This window comes from Sediminibacterium sp. KACHI17 (assembly GCF_040362915.1).
GTDB lineage: Bacteria > Bacteroidota > Bacteroidia > Chitinophagales > Chitinophagaceae > Sediminibacterium.
Genome location: NZ_AP029612.1, coordinates 3,043,199 through 3,060,629, shown reverse-complemented (window position 1 = coordinate 3,060,629; position 17,431 = coordinate 3,043,199). Strand labels below are relative to the sequence as shown.

The following is a 17,431-nucleotide window of genomic DNA, read 5'->3' as shown; positions in this document are numbered from 1 at the left end:
ACTTAATAATGATAAGGTTATAATTCGTTTGTTTAAATATCAAATGCGGTATTAATGATCTCAGCTTGTTCTGCTGCATGCACTTTCGCATACCCTGTAGCAGTTGCTGCACTCGCATTACGACTGATCACACCAAAATTGATATTCTTAAGATTCATTTGCAGGAACGACGCAGCACCCATATTCAATGGTTCTTCCTGAACCCAGAACCAGGTTGCTTTGTTGTATTTCTTATGCAATGCCTCCAATTGTTTTTGTGGCAATGGATACAATTGCTCTAAGCGAACGATCGCAATATCTTTTCTGTTTTCTTTTTGCTGCTTGTCAGACATTTCAAAAAACAGCTTTCCTGTACACAACAACACTTTTTTCACTTGTGCAGCACTATCTACAAATGTGTCATCGATTACTTCCTTGAATCCTCCCTCTGACAATTCAGTGATGCTGCTATAGGTAGCAGGATTTCTGAGATTTGCCTTCGGTGAAAAATTGATCATAGGTTTACGGAAATTCCAGGCTAGCTGGCGGCGCAATGCATGAAATAGATTTGAGGCAGTTGTGATATTCGTGATCACCATATTCAACTCAGCACACATTTGCAGAAAACGTTCCAATCTTGCACTGCTATGCTCCGGACCCTGTCCTTCATATCCATGTGGCAATAACATGACCACCCCATTTTGACGCTGCCATTTCTGTTCTCCAGCCGCAATGAACTGATCGATCATGGTTTGTGCACCATTACAGAAATCACCGAACTGTGCTTCCCATATTACCAATGCATTGGGATTCGCCATTGCATAACCATATTCAAACCCTAACACACCATATTCACTCAAAAGAGAATTGTAGATACGGAATGATTCCTGGTTATCAGTAAAATGATTCAAACGATTGTAACCTTTATTGGTATTCTCGTCGCGCAGAATCGCATGTCGGTGACTAAACGTACCACGCTGAACATCTTGTCCACTCATGCGAACGATGTTTCCTTCCATCAGAATAGAACCATACGCAAGTAGTTCTGCAGTTGCCCAATCTATTTTCTGTTCTGTTTCGAGCAATTTTGTTTTGTCCTGCAACAACTTCTCTACCTTCTTCAATGGTTTGAATTCGGCAGGCCAAGTCATCAACTTAGCGAACATTTGCTGGATCTGTTCTTGGGGAACTGCGGTAACAGGAGACTGATCAAAATCTTCATCCGTTGCCTTACGCATGCTTTTCCAAACCAATTCAGGAGTCTGATATTTGTAAGGAAGCGGATTTTGTTTTACTTCATCCAAACGTTCCTGAAGATCAGCCCAGAATTTCTTCTCCATTTCTTTAGCCAATTGCTGTGCATCAGGCTCTCCGTTTTGCATCAGATACTGGGTATAGATCTCACGTGGATTCTGGTGCTTATCGATCAGTGCGTATAACTGAGGCTGTGTATACTTTGGATCATCCCCTTCATTGTGTCCATGTTTGCGGTAACAAACCATGTCAATGAAAATATCGGAATTGAATTCCTGACGATAGCGTGTTGCGATCTCCGCACATTTTACCACAGACTCTGCATCATCTCCATTCACATGTAATACCGGTGCTTGTACCATCGAGGCAATAGAAGTACAATAGTCGGCACTTCTTGCATCATCAAAATCAGTGGTAAATCCAATCTGGTTATTGATCACATAATGAATCGTGCCACCGGTATAATAACCACGCAAATTACTCATCTGCAAAACTTCATAAACAATACCCTGTCCGGCCACAGAAGCATCTCCATGTATAAGTATGGGAAGTATCTTATCAAAGTCACTGTTATACAATACATCTGCTTTCGCTCTTGCAAAACCAACCACTACCGGGTCCACAGCTTCGAGATGAGATGGATTCGGCATTAATTTCAGATGAATGGTTTTCTGATCCGGTGTCTGGATCTCACTACCATAACCCATATGATATTTCACGTCACCACTACCCATGGTTTGATCCATGACAGCAGTTCCTTCGAATTCACTGAATATCTGCTCATAGGTCTTACCCATGATATTCGCCAACACATTCAAACGACCACGGTGTGCCATACCGATCACCACTTCCTGCACTTCATGATTTGCAGCAGTATTGATGATCGCATCCAATGCTGCGATGGTTGTTTCACCACCTTCCAGTGAGAAACGTTTTTGACCGATATATTTTGTGTGCAAGAACTTTTCAAACATCACCCCTTGGTTCAGCTTTTCCAACACACGTTTTTTCTTATCCAGTGAAAGTGGTTTCACAAACTGTTGTTCCATTTCACGGGTCAGCCAATCTATTTTCTTTTGATCACTGATATATTTGAATTCGATACCTACATTGGAAGCATAACAGCTATTTAAATGCTGCAAAATATTTTTCAATGTAGTTGCTCCCAATCCGATGAGATTGCCTGCCTGATAAGTCGTATTCAGATCCGCTTCTGATAAACCAAAGAATGAAAGATCCAGATTAGCGCCACGGTCTTTACGTTGACGGATCGGATTGGTTTTCGCAATCAGATGACCTTTGTTGCGATATCCAAGGATCAAACGATACACTTTGATCTCCTTCATCCAATCAATATTATCTGCAGCAGTGATCTGTCCATTACTGCTCACAACCGTACCGGATGCATTGGACACAGCAAAATCAAAACCTTCAAAAAACTTTTTCAGGTCCGGATCAACAGCTTCAGGATTCTGAACAAATTCCTGATAAAGACTCTCGATGTATGCAGGATGGGAGTTTGTGATATACGAAAAATCCTTCATGTGTAAAGATTGTACAACTGGTTTGATAAACAGGTTGGCAAATATCGGTCATTGAAGGCAGAAAAAATGTCTAAATTTTGACGAAAATCAATTGAAAAATAACCGGTAGGAATGCTGAGGAAATAAGGCCAAGATATCCGGCTGAAGGGTACATTGGGTTCTAAATCAGGGATCTTCGACTTTTTTTGATAAAAATTTCCTCTTTTGGTTTCAAGTCCTTACCTTTGCCGTCCTGAAAAAAAAGAACAATGGCAAATCATTCAGCTACTAAGAAAGATGTGAGACAAGCTGCTAAGCGTCGCGATCGTAACCGTTATTATGGTAAAACTACCCGTAACGCCATCCGTGACCTGAAAGCCGGTACAGACGTTAAAGCGTATACCGAAGGGCTGCCGAACGTTATTTCTATGATCGATAAGTTAGCAAAGCGTGGTATCATCCACAAGAATAAAGCTGCTAACCTGAAGAGCAAATTAGCGAAGAAAGCAAACGTAACTGCTTAATTTTTAAGCTTTTCGTTAGAATATATTGAACCAGCCTATGGCTGGTTTTTTTATGGGGTAGCTTTTGGTAATGTAACCGTGAACCGGTTCACTTGGTTAGGCATCGGCGTATAGGTCAGACTTCCTTTATGCATATTCAGGATTCGGTGTACAATGGTTAGCCCCAATCCGACCCCAGAAGCTTTTTGCCGCGCTTGTTGTCCCCTGAAAAAAGGAATCATGATTTTTTCCCGCTCCGCTTCGCTCAGATGGTCACCTCTGGTTTCAACATGTACCAGAATATCATGTTCGATGAACTCCAAAATGATCTCTACTTTCTTATTGACAGAATAGAGATATCCATTCCGAATCAGATTACTGAACATTGATTTTAATAAAGCTTCATTTCCCCTAACATTCAGGTCATCATCTGAAGATGGGGTATTGGAAAAGACCAATGAAATACCAATGTCCGGAAACATTTTTACACTGATACTGATCTTATCATACAATATCTCATCTACTCTGCAGACCGGCCATGTTTTGTCAAAACCCTGTTGCTCAAATTGAGAGATCAATAAAAGTGAGTTGGTGAGTTCGATCATGCGCTCCTGATCCTGCTGTAAAGAAGCAAGAACAGTTCTGTATTCTTCTTCGCTCAGATGATTCTTTAAGGCCGACTCTGTATGCGATAACATGGTTGCTAACGGAGTTCTCAATTCATGGGAAGCATGATGCACAAAACTCCTTTGAAATTCAAATGTCTTCTCAAGCCTTGCCAGCATTGCATTGAACTTCCCTGCGATCAAATTGATTTCTGCAACCTGAGCATTCTCCGGAATTCTTTTCTTCAAATCAACTCCTGTAATATCCCCCATTTGTTTTCCCAATTCAAGCAGGGGCGCTGTAAAGGATCTGCTCAACCAATAAGAAAGAATTCCCGTGATCATTAATGCCAACGCAAAAGCAAATAATAAAATCCAGAAAAGTCTTGACAATTGCTCCTGTCCAATGATATCAATACCCGAAATAATTACATTGACCTTATCCGCTGGAAAATATACATTGGCATAGAATCGATTACCTACAGCACGTTCAAGCTCTTTGTTCGCTTGGAGGTCAGCGATCATTTGTTGGTAAGTTCCAAGTTGTATAGTAGCAGGATACGCAAATATGACCTTCTGAACAGAATCAAGTATGACGACTTGCTCACCGGCCAGGATATTTTTTTGGATCTCATTAAAAAAAATCAATTCTACCGGTGACTTATATCGAAGCTGCTTTTGATAAAACCCGTAAAACTCTTCTCCTTCATGATGCAACCTTTTGGTAAACTCCTCTTCACGGAAGTCTGCATACAAAAAATAAATTGCACTAAAGCAACTCAGTAAGATCAATGCCACTACAGCTGTAAAACGAAGGGCAAAACGGAGTTTAAAACTCATCCTCTGAATTTATTTGATGTAATAACCAAATCCTGGTTTGGTATGGATCAATTTTTGTTCGAAAGGTTTGTCAATTTTATTACGCAGAAAACTGATGTACACTTCAATGGTATTAGTACCTGTATCAAAAGTCAGGTCCCATACTTTCTCTAAAATCTCTTGCTTGGATATCACGCGTTCACGGTTACGTGCCAATAAAGTCAGTAATGTAAACTCTTTGGCAGTAAGGTTGATATTCATGCCTGCCCTAACCACAGACTTATTTTTCATGTCGATGGTAAGATCATCCACGATGATCTTTTCGTCTTCTTGACCTTTATCTGTTCGCTTTAGCAAGGCTTTTAAGCGAACAAACAGTTCTTCAAAATGAAAAGGTTTTACGATATAATCATCTGCCCCCAAATCAAATGCTTCTACTTTATCCTGTATCTGACCGATGGCCGTTAACATGATAATGGGAATGGTTTTATTGGCTGCCCTAAATTCTCTGCATAACTCAAGTCCACTTTTATAAGGCAGATTCACATCGAGTAAAACAATTGAATATGCTTTATTTTGAAATGCTTGTTCTGCTTCTTTTCCATCGATGGCCAAATCTACCAGGTAACCCTGACGCCTGAGTTCATCCCTAATAATTGGGCCAAGCTTGGCTTCATCTTCAACCAGTAGAATACTATGCGGGTTTTCCATTACTTTGAATAAATTTTCAAATTGAAAATAATGAAAAAAACACTGCTTCTACTACAACTATTTCTGTCTCAACAATTATTTGCACAGAAATGGCAAACAATTTTCGAACAATCCGGAGGTAAACAGACCGTTACCTATGAAGAATGTATCCGTTATTATACCTCTTTGGATGCTGCATTTTCTACTATTCGCATCAAACAATTCGGACTTACAGATGCCGGATATCCCTTGCATTTAGTGCTGTTCAGTACTGATGGCACCCACGATCCTGAAGTCTGGCATAAAAAAAATAAACTGGTGATCATGATCAATAATGGCATTCATCCGGGAGAACCGGATGGAATTGATGCCAGTATGATGTTATTAAGAGATCTGGCCACAGGCAAGGTCAAAGCGCCTGATAATGTGGTATTGGGCATCATTCCGGTGTACAATATTGGAGGAAGCTTGAACAGAACACCTTTTTCAAGGGTGAATCAAAACGGACCGGAGAGCTATGGTTTTCGTGGTAATGCGCAGAATCTTGATCTGAATCGGGATTTCATCAAAAATGATAGTCGCAATGCAAAAGAGTTTGCAAAGATCTTTCATTACCTGAATCCGGATATACTAGTCGATAACCATGTCAGCGATGGTGCTGATTACCAACATACGATGACGCTACTCACTTCTCAGCACAATAAATTGGGACCTGTGATGGGCGCCTATTTACATGATGTTTTCGAACCCTCTCTATACAAAGGAATGGAGCAAAAAAACTGGAACCTGATCCCTTATGTAAGTTTTGAAGGAGGTAATCCAGAAAGAAACTGGACCGCCTTCTATGATGCCCCGCGTTATAGCAGCGGTTATGCTGCCTTATTTCAGACCATGGCCTTCATGCCTGAAACACATATGTTGAAGCCATATGACCAGCGTGTTAAGAGCACTTATGATCTGATGCAAACATTTCTTGAAGAAGGAACCAAACAAGCTGCTAGTATTAAAACAACAAGAAAAAAAGCGATCGAAGCTGTTAAGCAGCAAAAAGAATTTCCACAAACTTATCGTGTTGATACTACGCGATTTGATCAGATCAAATTCATGGGATATACTTCTGCCCAAAAGATCAGTGAAGTTACCGGAATGAACAGGATGTACTATGACCGATCAAAACCATATACCAAAGAGATCAAGTACTACAATTATTTCAAAGGAGAACAATTGATCAGCAAACCTACTGCATACATTATCCCACAGGGATGGCATGAAGTGATCGACAGATTATCGATCAATAAAGTAGAAATGCAACGATTAAAAAAAGATACATCGATTGAAGTAGAAGTATCTCGGGTCGTTGACTTCAGAACTGCTACCCGATCTTTTGAAAAGCATTATCGCCAATCAGGGATACGCATGTCACAACAAACGGAAAAGATCAAATTTTTAAAAGGAGACTACATTATTTATACCGGACAAGCGGCAGATCGTTTTCTGATAGAAACGCTTGAAACCGGTACAGATGATAGTTATTTCTCCTGGAACTTTTTTGATGCAATCCTCCAGCAAAAAGAAGGTTACAGTAACTATAGATGGGAAGATGTTGCAGCAACTTACCTGAATGAACATCCTGAACTAAGGGCTGAACTGGAGGCCAAAAAGAAAGCTGATGAAAAATTTGCAGCATCAGCAAATGCACAGCTAGACTTTGTATACAAGAAATCTCCCTACTACGAGCCGGCACATATGAGGTATCCGGTGTTTAGGTTGAAGTAGGTCATGGTTTAAAGACCATAGACCATAGTCCATGGACCATTAACCATGGACTATGGTCTTTATTGTTCATACCCCCTCAGCTTCTTAGCAATAAACACCGAAGCGAGTACAATGATGATGCTAAGATATCCGACCCAGGAATAATGTACGATCGTATGATCCGGTTTACTGATAACGATCATACCTGCGATCAATGAAGCAAGACCAGAGAATAATTGCTGGATCGATCCATTGAAACTCATGAAACTTCCTCGTTGCTCTGCCGGAACAACATTACTGATGATAGCTTGTGCCGGAATACCTCTTCCCGTACTTAACACAAACCAGATACCTGTGACCATCAATACATAGTAGTATTTGATTGCAGGCATATTGGTGATCAGAAAAATGGGTATCAGAGATACCAATGCAAAGAACATGAACGTGTTGTGTTTTCCATATTTATCTGCCATCTTACCGATCAATGGTGAAGTAATGAAAGTGGCGATACCTCCAACCATATAGATCATGTTTCGCTGCGTATCTGTAAATCCTACATTGAACTCCATATATGGATTTAAAAAAGGGATGATCAGAAAATGACCCAACATCAAAGTTCCGGAAAGCCCTAAAGCAACCAATTGAACCCTGCTGGTCAATACATTTCTAAGCATGATCATTGGCTTTATTCTTTCACCATGAATATGTGCCGACATAGACGGCAGATAACGCATCAACAAAAGAATGATAATGAACCCCAATCCGCCAATCGATAAAAACGGAGCATGCCACCCTAACCATCCTGCCAAATATAAAGCCGAAGGCACTCCCACGATAGAGGCCAGTGAAAAGGCAGAAAACAAAATACCCATCGCTTGTCCCCTTTTTTCATAAGGGAAACTATCTGCCACAATACTTAATACTTGTGCACCGATCAAACCGCCAAACAGACCTGCAGTTATTCTTGCGATCAACAACAGTAAATAAGTCGGAGCGATCCCACAGCAAATAGTGCCGATCGTAAATCCGATATATCCAAATAATAACACTTTTTTTCTATCATATCCGTCCACAAAAAATGCAGCTGCAAAACCTGATACTGCTGCACTGATACTGTAAGACGCAACGATCACACTGAATTGTCCGGGAGAGATATTAAAGTAGGGCATTAAGAAATTTCCCAACGGCATCATGACCATGAAGTCGAGGATGTGGGTAAAGTTGACACTTGCCAATAAGATCAATAAAATCCTTTCTTTCCAATTCATACATCAGCTTTTAAAAATTCCGGGGGCGTAAGGTTAATTACAAAGAATAAAAAAGGTAACCCGCAGAGTTACCTTTCTTCATTATTGTTGTAAACGTTTGACATCCCCACTGCCGCTAACTTTCTGGGATACCACTGCTTCTCCTTTATAATACACAGAACCGATTCCACTTATAGATACATCTAGTTTATTATCAGCAAATATTTTCACATCTCCACTACCCGATATTTTTACAGAGGCATTTTCTGCTTTCAGTGCTTCAGCGTTACAGTCTCCGATACCGCTGATCTGAATTTTCGCGTCCCTCGTCTCACCCGAAAGTACAAGAGATCCACTTCCACTGATCTTGGCATCCAACTCCGGAGTATTGGCTTCCAATTTCAAATCTCCTACTCCTGATACACTTAATTTCAGCTGATCAGCACCGGTGAATTTATTCGTACCCACAATATTCCCTGAGCCAGATAATTTCAATTGCTCTAATCGAGGTGTGGTGATATACACTTTTAATCTTTCACTGGTGATAAAATTGAAGTTTCCCCTCATACGAACCACCAATTCATCATGATCCATTTCAGTGATGATATATTCCTGGAGATTTTCATCTGCCTCCACTTTTACCGTGGTAGTTGCACCTTGGGTTAGTTCAACATCCATAAACCCTTTTAAATGAATCTTATTTGCATCCAGACCGGATCTTTCTTCCACTGTAATATTTCCATTCCCTTTTACCCGTTTGGATCCGAAAAATGTGCAGGAGTTTGCCATAGTTACAATGACCATAGCTACCAGGAGAATTCTCATGTTGTTATTTTAAGAACCCGAAATTATTGAAAAGCCTTATGAAACCATCACCATTCCTGTGGATTTTATGACCATTTATACGGTCTCAAGACCACCAAATTTCATTTACCTTCGCGGCATGACAGAAAAAATCCTCATTCTTGACTTTGGCAGTCAGTATACCCAACTAATAGCCAGGGCCGTTCGTGAAGCCAATGTGTACTGTGAGATCATCCCTTTTCATAAACCCTTTCAATATGAAGCGGGTTTAAAAGGTATTATTTTAAGCGGATCTCCATTCAGCGTCAATGAAGAAAACGCACCCAATGTTGACATTGCCACAATGATCAGCAAATTACCTGTACTAGGTGTATGCTATGGCGCACAGCTGACCGCCAAGAATTTTGGAGGAAGAGTAGATAAATCCAATAAGCGTGAATATGGTCGTGCAAAAATGGAAGTGCTAAAAGAAGACCAATTATTAATGGGTGTTGCCAATGGATCTCAGGTCTGGATGAGTCACAGCGATTCCATTGTGGCTTTGCCTGATGGATTTGAGATCACAGCCGTTACTGAAAGCATTCCTGTTGCAGCCTTCAAAAAAAATGGAACAGATACCTGTCCATTATACGGTATTCAATTTCATCCGGAAGTATATCATTCAACTGAAGGAAAGAAAATCATCAAAAACTTCCTGGTGAATATCTGTGGATGTTCACAAGACTGGACACCCGCTTCTTTTGTACATGAAACAGTAGAACAACTCAAACAACAGATCGGTGATCATCATGTGATCATGGCATTGAGTGGTGGCGTTGACAGTACCGTTGCCGCAACCCTTATCAGCAAAGCCATCGGAAATAGATTACACGGAATATTTGTAGACAACGGTGTACTGAGAAAAGATGAATTCAAACAGGTATTGGATACCTATAAAACCATCGGATTAAATGTAACCGGTATTGATGCCAGTCAACGTTTTTATGATGAATTCAAAGACAAAACAGATCCCGAAGCCAAAAGAAAAGTAATTGGCCGCCTATTCATCGATGTATTTCAGGAAGAAGCGAAAAAAGTATCGGGTGTTAAATTTCTCGGACAAGGTACGATCTACCCTGATGTTATCGAAAGCGTGAGCGTACACGGTCCTTCTCAAACCATTAAATCACATCACAATGTGGGTGGGTTACCTGATACCATGCATTTGGATCTGGTTGAACCCTTGCGTTATCTATTCAAAGATGAAGTAAGAAAAGTAGGATTGGAACTTGGCATACCAGCTGATATGATCAATCGTCATCCATTCCCAGGTCCGGGCTTGGCTATCAGAATTTTGGGAGAAGTCACAGCTGAAAAAGTTGCATTGTTACAAGCTGCCGATGATATCTACATCAAAGCATTGAAATCATTTGATCTTTACAAAGATGTTTGGCAAGCTGGTGCTATTCTACTTCCTGTTAAGAGCGTAGGGGTAATGGGTGATGAAAGAACTTATGAATTTACCGTTGCACTTAGAGCTGTAACCTCAGTTGATGGCATGACGGCTGACTGGGCTCATTTACCTTACGAATTCCTTGCACATGTTTCAAATGAGATCATTAACAATGTGAGAGGTATTAACAGAGTGGTATATGATATCAGTAGTAAACCACCTGCTACCATTGAATGGGAATAGGCATTATTTTTGGAATAGTAAGACCACTATGCGTATACTCAGACAAACCATACTCTTATTCTGCATTTTCATGAGCGCTCTCGCAGTTCATGCACAAGAAAATGGTAAAGTCTGGAAGATCGCTGTATTTGCACCCGTATACCTTGACTCGGCTTACACAGCAGATGGCAACTACCGTTTGGGCAATCAAATACTCCCGCGTTATATGATGCCCGGTTTAGATTTTTATAATGGTGTAATGCTGGCCATCGACTCGCTCAATGCAGAAAAACAACCTATCGAAGTGGTATTGTATGATTCGAAAAGTATCAAAGGCAATACGAGTACTGCGACCCTCGATTCCTCGCTTTCAACTGCATCATTGATCATTGCCTCTTTTAATAACAGAAACGAGATCAAAGCATTGGCTGATTTTGCACTTGAGCATGAGATACCTTTGATTTCATCTACCTACCCAAATGATGGCGGACTAACAGAAAATCCTTATTTCGTTCTCATCAATCCAACGCTGAGAACACATCTAGAAGGAATTTACAGCTATTTACAAAGAGTGTACCCTACTAGTTCAATGACCATGTTTAGAAGAAAAGGGGCAGTTGAGGATATGATTCAAAATACTTTCGGAGAAATAGCAAGAACATCAAAAACAGTTCCCTTAAAAATAAAAACGATAGAACTAACAGACAGCTTTACAACTCAAGAAGTGATCAGTTACCTTGATAGTACACGTCAAAATATCGTGATCTGTGGTTCTTTGAATGAAAATTTCGGCATCAACCTGGTAAAGTCTTTGAGCGAGTCCAGAAAATACAGAAGTATTGCTATCGGTATGCCAACCTGGGATGCTTTAAGAGGAGTAGATAAAAATGTTGAGATCGTCTATACTACCCCTTATCATTTTATCAGAACTGATAAAATAGGATTAGATATTACCAATAACTATAGAAATAAATTCTCCGGAAGACCCAGTGATATGGTTTTTAAAGGATTTGAAGCCATGTACCGGTTTACGAAATTGCTTATCAAGCATGAAGGTTCATTGATGAAAAATCTTTCAGATAAAAGTCTCAGATTATTCAATGAATTCGATATTCAATCAGTGAAGCCCTACACCAATAATCCCAATGCGGTTGATTATCTGGAAAACAAAAAACTTTATTACATCCGCAAATTAGATGGGCAAATACGCTCTGTCAACTAAATGCCAACAAAAAAACAGTCGATTTGTTAGAATGGTATGAAAGATTTCAAAGGAAATAAATCTTGTTTACCATCCAAGATCTGTGTAACCTGTCAACGCCCTTTTTCTTGGCGAAAAAAATGGGAAAAGGTTTGGGAGGATGTCAAGTATTGTTCTGAAAGATGTAGAAAACAACTGAAAGCCTCAAGCACCCAGCCTCAGGCTATGAGGAGATAGTTTTTTGCTAAAATTATTGTATAATTTTTCTAAGTAATACTCGAAGCTTGTAGCTTGAGGCTTATTGCTCACCATGGCACTCATCACTTTTACAGATCAAGGACTTTATTGCGAAGCAGGTCGATTTTATATTGATCCTTGGCGTCCTGTTGATCATGCTGTGATCACTCATGCCCACAGTGACCATGCCAGATGGGGATCCGGACATTATTTGTGCCATCATGATACGTTACCGATTCTTCGCTTACGTCTTGGTAATATCAATACTCAATCCGTAGCATGGGGTGAAACAGTGTATAAAAATGGAGTGAAAATATCCTTACATCCTGCGGGACATATCATTGGATCTTCACAGATCAGGATTGAATATAAAGGAGAAGTGTGTGTTGTCAGTGGCGATTACAAAACAGAACCGGATGGTATCAGCGGAAGTTTTGAGCCGGTGCGTTGTGATAATTTTATAACCGAATCAACATTTGCGCTTCCTATCTATCAATGGGAACCACAAGACCTCCTCTTTGATAAAATGGGGAAGTGGATACAAAACAACCAACAAGAAGGAAAAACCAGTGTATTGATCGCTTATAGTTTAGGAAAAGCACAACGAATCTTACAAGCAATTACACCCGTGACTCAAAATATTTTTGTTCATGGTGCTATTTGGAATACCCATAAAACGTTACAAGATCATGGCATTGTATTGCCTGATGTTCAAAGAGTAACTCCCGATATTCCCAAAGAAAAGTTTCGGTCATCGGTGGTGATCGCACCCCCAGGCGCTACAGAAAGCAGCTGGATGAAAAGATTTCAACCATACGTGACTGCTGTTTGCAGTGGGTGGATGCAGGTTCGAGGTAATTTCAGGAGAAACAATACAGACGCAGGTTTCGCATTGAGTGATCATGCAGACTGGAGCGGACTGCTTAGTGCTATTGATGCTACCGGAGCTTCAAAAGTTTTTGTTACTCATGGCTTTCAATCTGTTCTAAGCCGTTACCTGAATGAAAAAGGAATAGAAGCAGCAGAGGTAAAAACAGCTTATGGTGAAGAAGAAACTATATCACTCATTGAAAATCCCGATGAGATATGAAAGCTTTTGCATCATTAGTTCAACTCTTGGGTAATGCAACAGGTGTTCATGAAAAACTGAATGCACTATCTAACTATTTTTCATCGACGCATCCTAAAGACAAGGTTTGGGTCATTGCGATATTCAGTGGCAGAAGACCCAAAAGAGCAGTCACAACTTCGCAACTCAAACAATGGTGTATTGAATTAACAGGCTTACAAGAATGGCTTTTTGAAGAATGCTACCATACTGTTGGTGATCTCGCAGAAACGATCGGATTACTACTCCCCTCTTCTTCCTCCCCAAAAGATCCGCTTCCATTACATTATTATATCGATCAATTGATCCACTTACAAAACAGTGATGATGATCAGAAGAAAGCATTCATCACAACAACTTGGCAAACATTAAGCAGGGATGAATTATTTGTCTTCAATAAATTGATCACTGGCGGATTTAGGATCGGAGTATCACAAAAAATGATGGTGAATGCTTTAGCTAAAGCCACACAATTAGATCCATCACTGGTTGCATATAAGATCAGTGGCAATTGGGATCCACAAAAAATCAGTTTTGAAAACTTACTATTCGCTGACAGTGATCATAAAGATGATTCAAAACCTTATCCATTCTACCTTGCACATGCATTGGATGAAACATTGAATGACTTAGGAGCTCCTTCTGAATGGCAGGCAGAATGGAAATGGGACGGAATACGTGGTCAAATCATCAAGAGAAATGGAACACATTATGTGTGGAGTCGAGGAGAGGAATTAATGACAGATAAATTCCCCGAATACCTATCCTTTATCCCTGCTATTCCGGATGGTACAGTATTAGACGGAGAGATCATGCCAGTAAAAGACAGACTACCACTTCCGTTTAGCATTTTACAAACAAGAATTGGCAGAAAGACCATCACAAAAAAACAATTACAAGATGCACCTGTAGGTTTCTTTGCTTATGATGTGTTGGAATGGGAAGGACAAGATATCAGACACTTACCAACTATACAGAGAAGGACTTTATTGGAACAACTACTCTATAATTTTAAAGATCACCCTACGCTTTTTTTATCGCCATCCATTGAATTTACAGTTTGGGATGAGCTAACTGCAATTCGTTCTAATGCCAGAACAAATTATGCAGAAGGATTAATGCTCAAAAGAAAAAGTGGTCCCTATCAAGTGGGAAGAAAAACCGGAGACTGGTGGAAATGGAAGATCGATCCTTTGGTCATAGATGCAGTGATGATCTATGCGCAAAAAGGACATGGCAGAAGAAGCAATTTATATACTGATTACACTTTTGCAGTAAAAGATGGTGATAAGTTGGTAAGTTTTACAAAGGCTTATTCCGGTCTAACAGATAAAGAGTTTGCACAAGTAGACGCGTTTGTAAAGAATAACTCTATCGAAAAATTTGGTCCTGTAAGAACAGTAAAACCCGAACTTGTATTTGAAATCGCTTTTGAGGGAATTGCTGCATCCAACAGACATAAGAGTGGTGTTGCCCTGAGATTCCCAAGGATCAACAGATGGAGAACTGATAAAAAGCCTGATGAAATCAATACTTTAGATGATCTAAAGCAGCTCTTGGCTGTGTATGGAAAATGAAACTGACTGACACACACGGATATAAAGTAATAGCTGATTGGCTATCCTCAAAAGGATACAGTCCGTTTGCATTTCAGGCTGAAGCATGGGAACATATTTTCCAACATCATTCCGGTCTCGTGAATGCACCGACCGGGTGCGGGAAAACATTTTCTGTGTTTCTGGGAGCAGTTATACAATTCATCAATGATCATCCACAAACATTCAGATCATCCCAAAAAAATGGTTTGAAATTATTATGGGTCACCCCCCTACGTGCACTTGCAAAAGATATCGGCAGGGCAATGGAAGAAGCTATTCAAGAAATAGGCATTTCATGGAAAGTGGGCATCAGAAATGGTGATACAGATACTGCTGAAAGACAAAAGCAAAAAAGAAATATGCCGGAAGTGTTGATCATCACGCCGGAGAGTTTACACCTGCTACTTGCACAAAAAGGATACCCCGAAACATTTAAATCGCTTTCAATCGTTGCAGTAGATGAATGGCATGAATTGATGGGTGGAAAGAGAGGCATACTGGTTGAGTTAGCACTCTCTCGTTTGGTAGCGTTAGCTCATCAGCAAAAGACAACACTATCTATTTGGGGTATTAGTGCCACGATTGGGAATTTAGAACAAGCTATGGAAGTGTTATTACATGCTTCCAAAAAGAAAGGACATATCATCAAAGCCAATATCCATAAACCCATAGAAGTACTTTCTGTAATTCCCGATGAAATTGAAAAATATCCTTGGGCAGGGCATTTGGGTATCAAGCTGGCAGAAAAGATCATTCCCATCATTGAAGAGAGTAATACTACGCTCATTTTTATCAATACCAGAGGAATGAGTGAAACCTGGTATCAAACCTTACTCAATGTTGCCCCGCAATTGGCTGGTGCTATTGCATTACATCACGGTAGTATTGAACAAGAGCTGAGGTTATGGGTAGAGGAAGCCCTTCATACACAAAAATTAAAAGCTGTAGTTTGTACAGCCAGTTTAGATCTGGGCGTTGACTTTCGTCCGGTAGACACTGTGATACAAGTAGGTTCTCCAAAAGGCGTTGCACGATTTTTACAGAGGGCAGGCAGAAGTGGACATCAACCCGGAGAAATCAGTAAAATTTATTTCTTACCTACACATTCTCTTGAACTTATAGAAGCAGCAGCCTTAAAAAAAGCTATTGGTGAAACTGCAATTGAAACAAGAGACCCACTAGTACTGTGCTTTGATGTTTTACTGCAATACCTCTGTACACTAGCGATTAGCGAAGGATTCAGAGCCCATGAAATGTTCGAAGAGATCAAAACAACGCACTGCTTTAATGAAATGAATGAGCAGGAATGGCAGGAAGTGCTTCTACATATTACACAAGGTGGCACTGCATTACAACAGTACGATGAGTATCGGAAAGTAGAAATTGAGAACGGAGTGTATAGAATCAAGAGCAGAAGAATTGCCATGCGACATAGAATGCACATTGGCACTATTGTGAGTGATGCTATGTTGAAAGTAAAATTAATGAATGGAAAATTCATTGGTGTGATCGAAGAATGGTTCATCAGTAGGTTAGAGCCGGGTACAGTCTTTACGCTCGCTGGAAGAAATCTGGAATTGATCGGGATCAAAGAAATGACGGTGACCGTGAAACCTTCCTCGTCAAAAAAATCGATAGTCCCAAGCTGGATGGGTGGACGTATGCCGTTGACCGCTAACCTAGGCTTGATGCTGAGAAAATCACTAGACCTTGCATTGACTAAAAAAGCCAAAGAACCTGAGTTACAGGCTTTGACTCCGTTATTCGAGTTACAAGAGGAATTATCACATATTCCTAAACAAAATGAATTACTGATTGAGCATATTGAAACAAAAGATGGCTTTCACTTATTCGTATACCCATTTGAAGGCAGATTGGTACATGAAGCAATGGCTGCATTACTGGCTTGGCGCATTAGCCGAAAAATTCCGATCACTTTTTCCTTCGTGATGAATGACTATGGTTTTGAACTATTAAGCGACCAGCCCATTCCGGTAGATGACAGTAATGTGTATGAATTATTTAGTACAGAAAATTTGATAAACGATATTACACAAAGTGTGAATGCTGTGGAGATGGCCAAACGAAAATTCAGGGATATTGCCGTGATTGGCGGATTGATCTTTCAAGGATATCCGGGTGAACAAAAAAAGGCAAGACACTTGCAATCTTCTGCATCGCTTTTATTCAAAGTATTCTCCGATTATGAGCCGAATAACTTATTGCTACGTCAAGCATATCAAGAAGTATTTGATCAGCAAATGGAAGAAGTCAGACTCAGAAATGCCTTATCCAGAATTTTAAATAGTAAGATCGTCATTACGTTCCCGCGACAATTAACGCCTTTCTGTTTTCCGATCAAAGTAGATAGCATGAGGGAAAATATGTCCTCAGAACAACTGGAAGATCGTGTAAGAAAAATGCAACAACAGTTGCAATAGGTTTACTTCCATC

General features: G+C 40.1%; 13 protein-coding genes. 8 read left to right on the top strand and 5 right to left on the bottom strand.

Going from position 1 to position 17,431, the window contains the following annotated elements; translation table 11 throughout:
* Positions 1-32 precede the first annotated feature (32 nt).
* Positions 33-2,777: a 2-oxoglutarate dehydrogenase E1 component gene (locus ABXG83_RS13565; RefSeq protein WP_353549404.1), complete on the bottom strand. Its 2,745-nt coding sequence runs from the start codon at positions 2,775-2,777 to the stop codon at positions 33-35.
* 248 nt (positions 2,778-3,025) lie between these two features.
* On the opposite strand from ABXG83_RS13565, the gene rpsT reads away from it, so the two are divergent.
* Positions 3,026-3,280, top strand: a complete 255-nt coding sequence (rpsT, locus tag ABXG83_RS13560) for a 30S ribosomal protein S20 (RefSeq protein WP_353549403.1) — start codon at positions 3,026-3,028, stop codon at positions 3,278-3,280.
* Positions 3,281-3,330: 50 nt separating this feature from the next.
* Here rpsT and ABXG83_RS13555 read toward each other — a convergent pair whose 3' ends face one another.
* Both ABXG83_RS13555 and ABXG83_RS13550 read right to left on the bottom strand, forming a co-directional pair.
* On the bottom strand, positions 3,331-4,704 hold the full coding sequence (locus ABXG83_RS13555) for an ATP-binding protein (RefSeq protein WP_353549402.1): 1,374 nt from the start codon (positions 4,702-4,704) through the stop codon (positions 3,331-3,333).
* A 9-nt stretch (positions 4,705-4,713) separates the two neighbouring features.
* Positions 4,714-5,394 (bottom strand): response regulator transcription factor, encoded by a 681-nt coding sequence (locus tag ABXG83_RS13550; RefSeq protein ID WP_353549401.1) that lies wholly within the window; start codon positions 5,392-5,394, stop codon positions 4,714-4,716.
* A 30-nt stretch (positions 5,395-5,424) separates the two neighbouring features.
* Here ABXG83_RS13550 and ABXG83_RS13545 point away from each other — a divergent pair, with 30 nt between their 5' ends.
* Positions 5,425-7,149, top strand: a complete 1,725-nt coding sequence (locus tag ABXG83_RS13545) for a M14 family metallopeptidase (RefSeq protein ID WP_353549400.1) — start codon at positions 5,425-5,427, stop codon at positions 7,147-7,149.
* A 59-nt stretch (positions 7,150-7,208) separates the two neighbouring features.
* Here the strand turns inward: ABXG83_RS13545 and ABXG83_RS13540 are convergent, their stop codons facing one another.
* Both ABXG83_RS13540 and ABXG83_RS13535 read right to left on the bottom strand, forming a co-directional pair.
* Positions 7,209-8,396 carry an MFS transporter gene (locus ABXG83_RS13540; protein WP_353549399.1) on the bottom strand — a complete coding sequence of 396 codons (1,188 nt, stop codon included), beginning with the start codon at positions 8,394-8,396 and terminating at the stop codon, positions 7,209-7,211.
* Positions 8,397-8,477: 81 nt separating this feature from the next.
* The gene (locus tag ABXG83_RS13535; RefSeq protein ID WP_353549398.1) at positions 8,478-9,200 is read right to left on the bottom strand and encodes a head GIN domain-containing protein; all 723 of its coding nucleotides are present in this window, start codon (positions 9,198-9,200) and stop codon (positions 8,478-8,480) included.
* A gap of 118 nt (positions 9,201-9,318) precedes the next feature.
* Here ABXG83_RS13535 and guaA point away from each other — a divergent pair, with 118 nt between their 5' ends.
* The 6 genes from guaA to ABXG83_RS13505 all read left to right on the top strand — a co-directional run bounded on the left by guaA (position 9,319) and on the right by ABXG83_RS13505 (position 17,418).
* Positions 9,319-10,854 carry a glutamine-hydrolyzing GMP synthase gene (guaA, locus tag ABXG83_RS13530; protein ID WP_353549397.1) on the top strand — a complete coding sequence of 512 codons (1,536 nt, stop codon included), beginning with the start codon at positions 9,319-9,321 and terminating at the stop codon, positions 10,852-10,854.
* Positions 10,811-12,055: a hypothetical protein gene (locus tag ABXG83_RS13525; RefSeq protein ID WP_353549396.1), complete on the top strand. Its 1,245-nt coding sequence runs from the start codon at positions 10,811-10,813 to the stop codon at positions 12,053-12,055. Before guaA ends, ABXG83_RS13525 begins: the two co-directional genes overlap by 44 nt.
* 36 nt (positions 12,056-12,091) lie before the next feature.
* Positions 12,092-12,271 (top strand): DUF2256 domain-containing protein, encoded by a 180-nt coding sequence (locus tag ABXG83_RS13520; protein ID WP_353549395.1) that lies wholly within the window; start codon positions 12,092-12,094, stop codon positions 12,269-12,271.
* 73 nt (positions 12,272-12,344) lie between these two features.
* Complete coding sequence (locus ABXG83_RS13515; RefSeq protein WP_353549394.1) at positions 12,345-13,361, top strand: ligase-associated DNA damage response exonuclease; 1,017 nt, start codon at positions 12,345-12,347, stop codon at positions 13,359-13,361.
* On the top strand, positions 13,358-14,956 hold the full coding sequence (locus ABXG83_RS13510) for an ATP-dependent DNA ligase (protein ID WP_353549393.1): 1,599 nt from the start codon (positions 13,358-13,360) through the stop codon (positions 14,954-14,956). The genes ABXG83_RS13515 and ABXG83_RS13510 overlap by 4 nt, the downstream gene beginning before the upstream one ends.
* Entirely contained in the window at positions 14,953-17,418 is a 2,466-nt protein-coding gene (locus ABXG83_RS13505; protein ID WP_353549392.1) for a ligase-associated DNA damage response DEXH box helicase, read from the top strand. Before ABXG83_RS13510 ends, ABXG83_RS13505 begins: the two co-directional genes overlap by 4 nt.
* Positions 17,419-17,431: the final 13 nt, after the last annotated feature.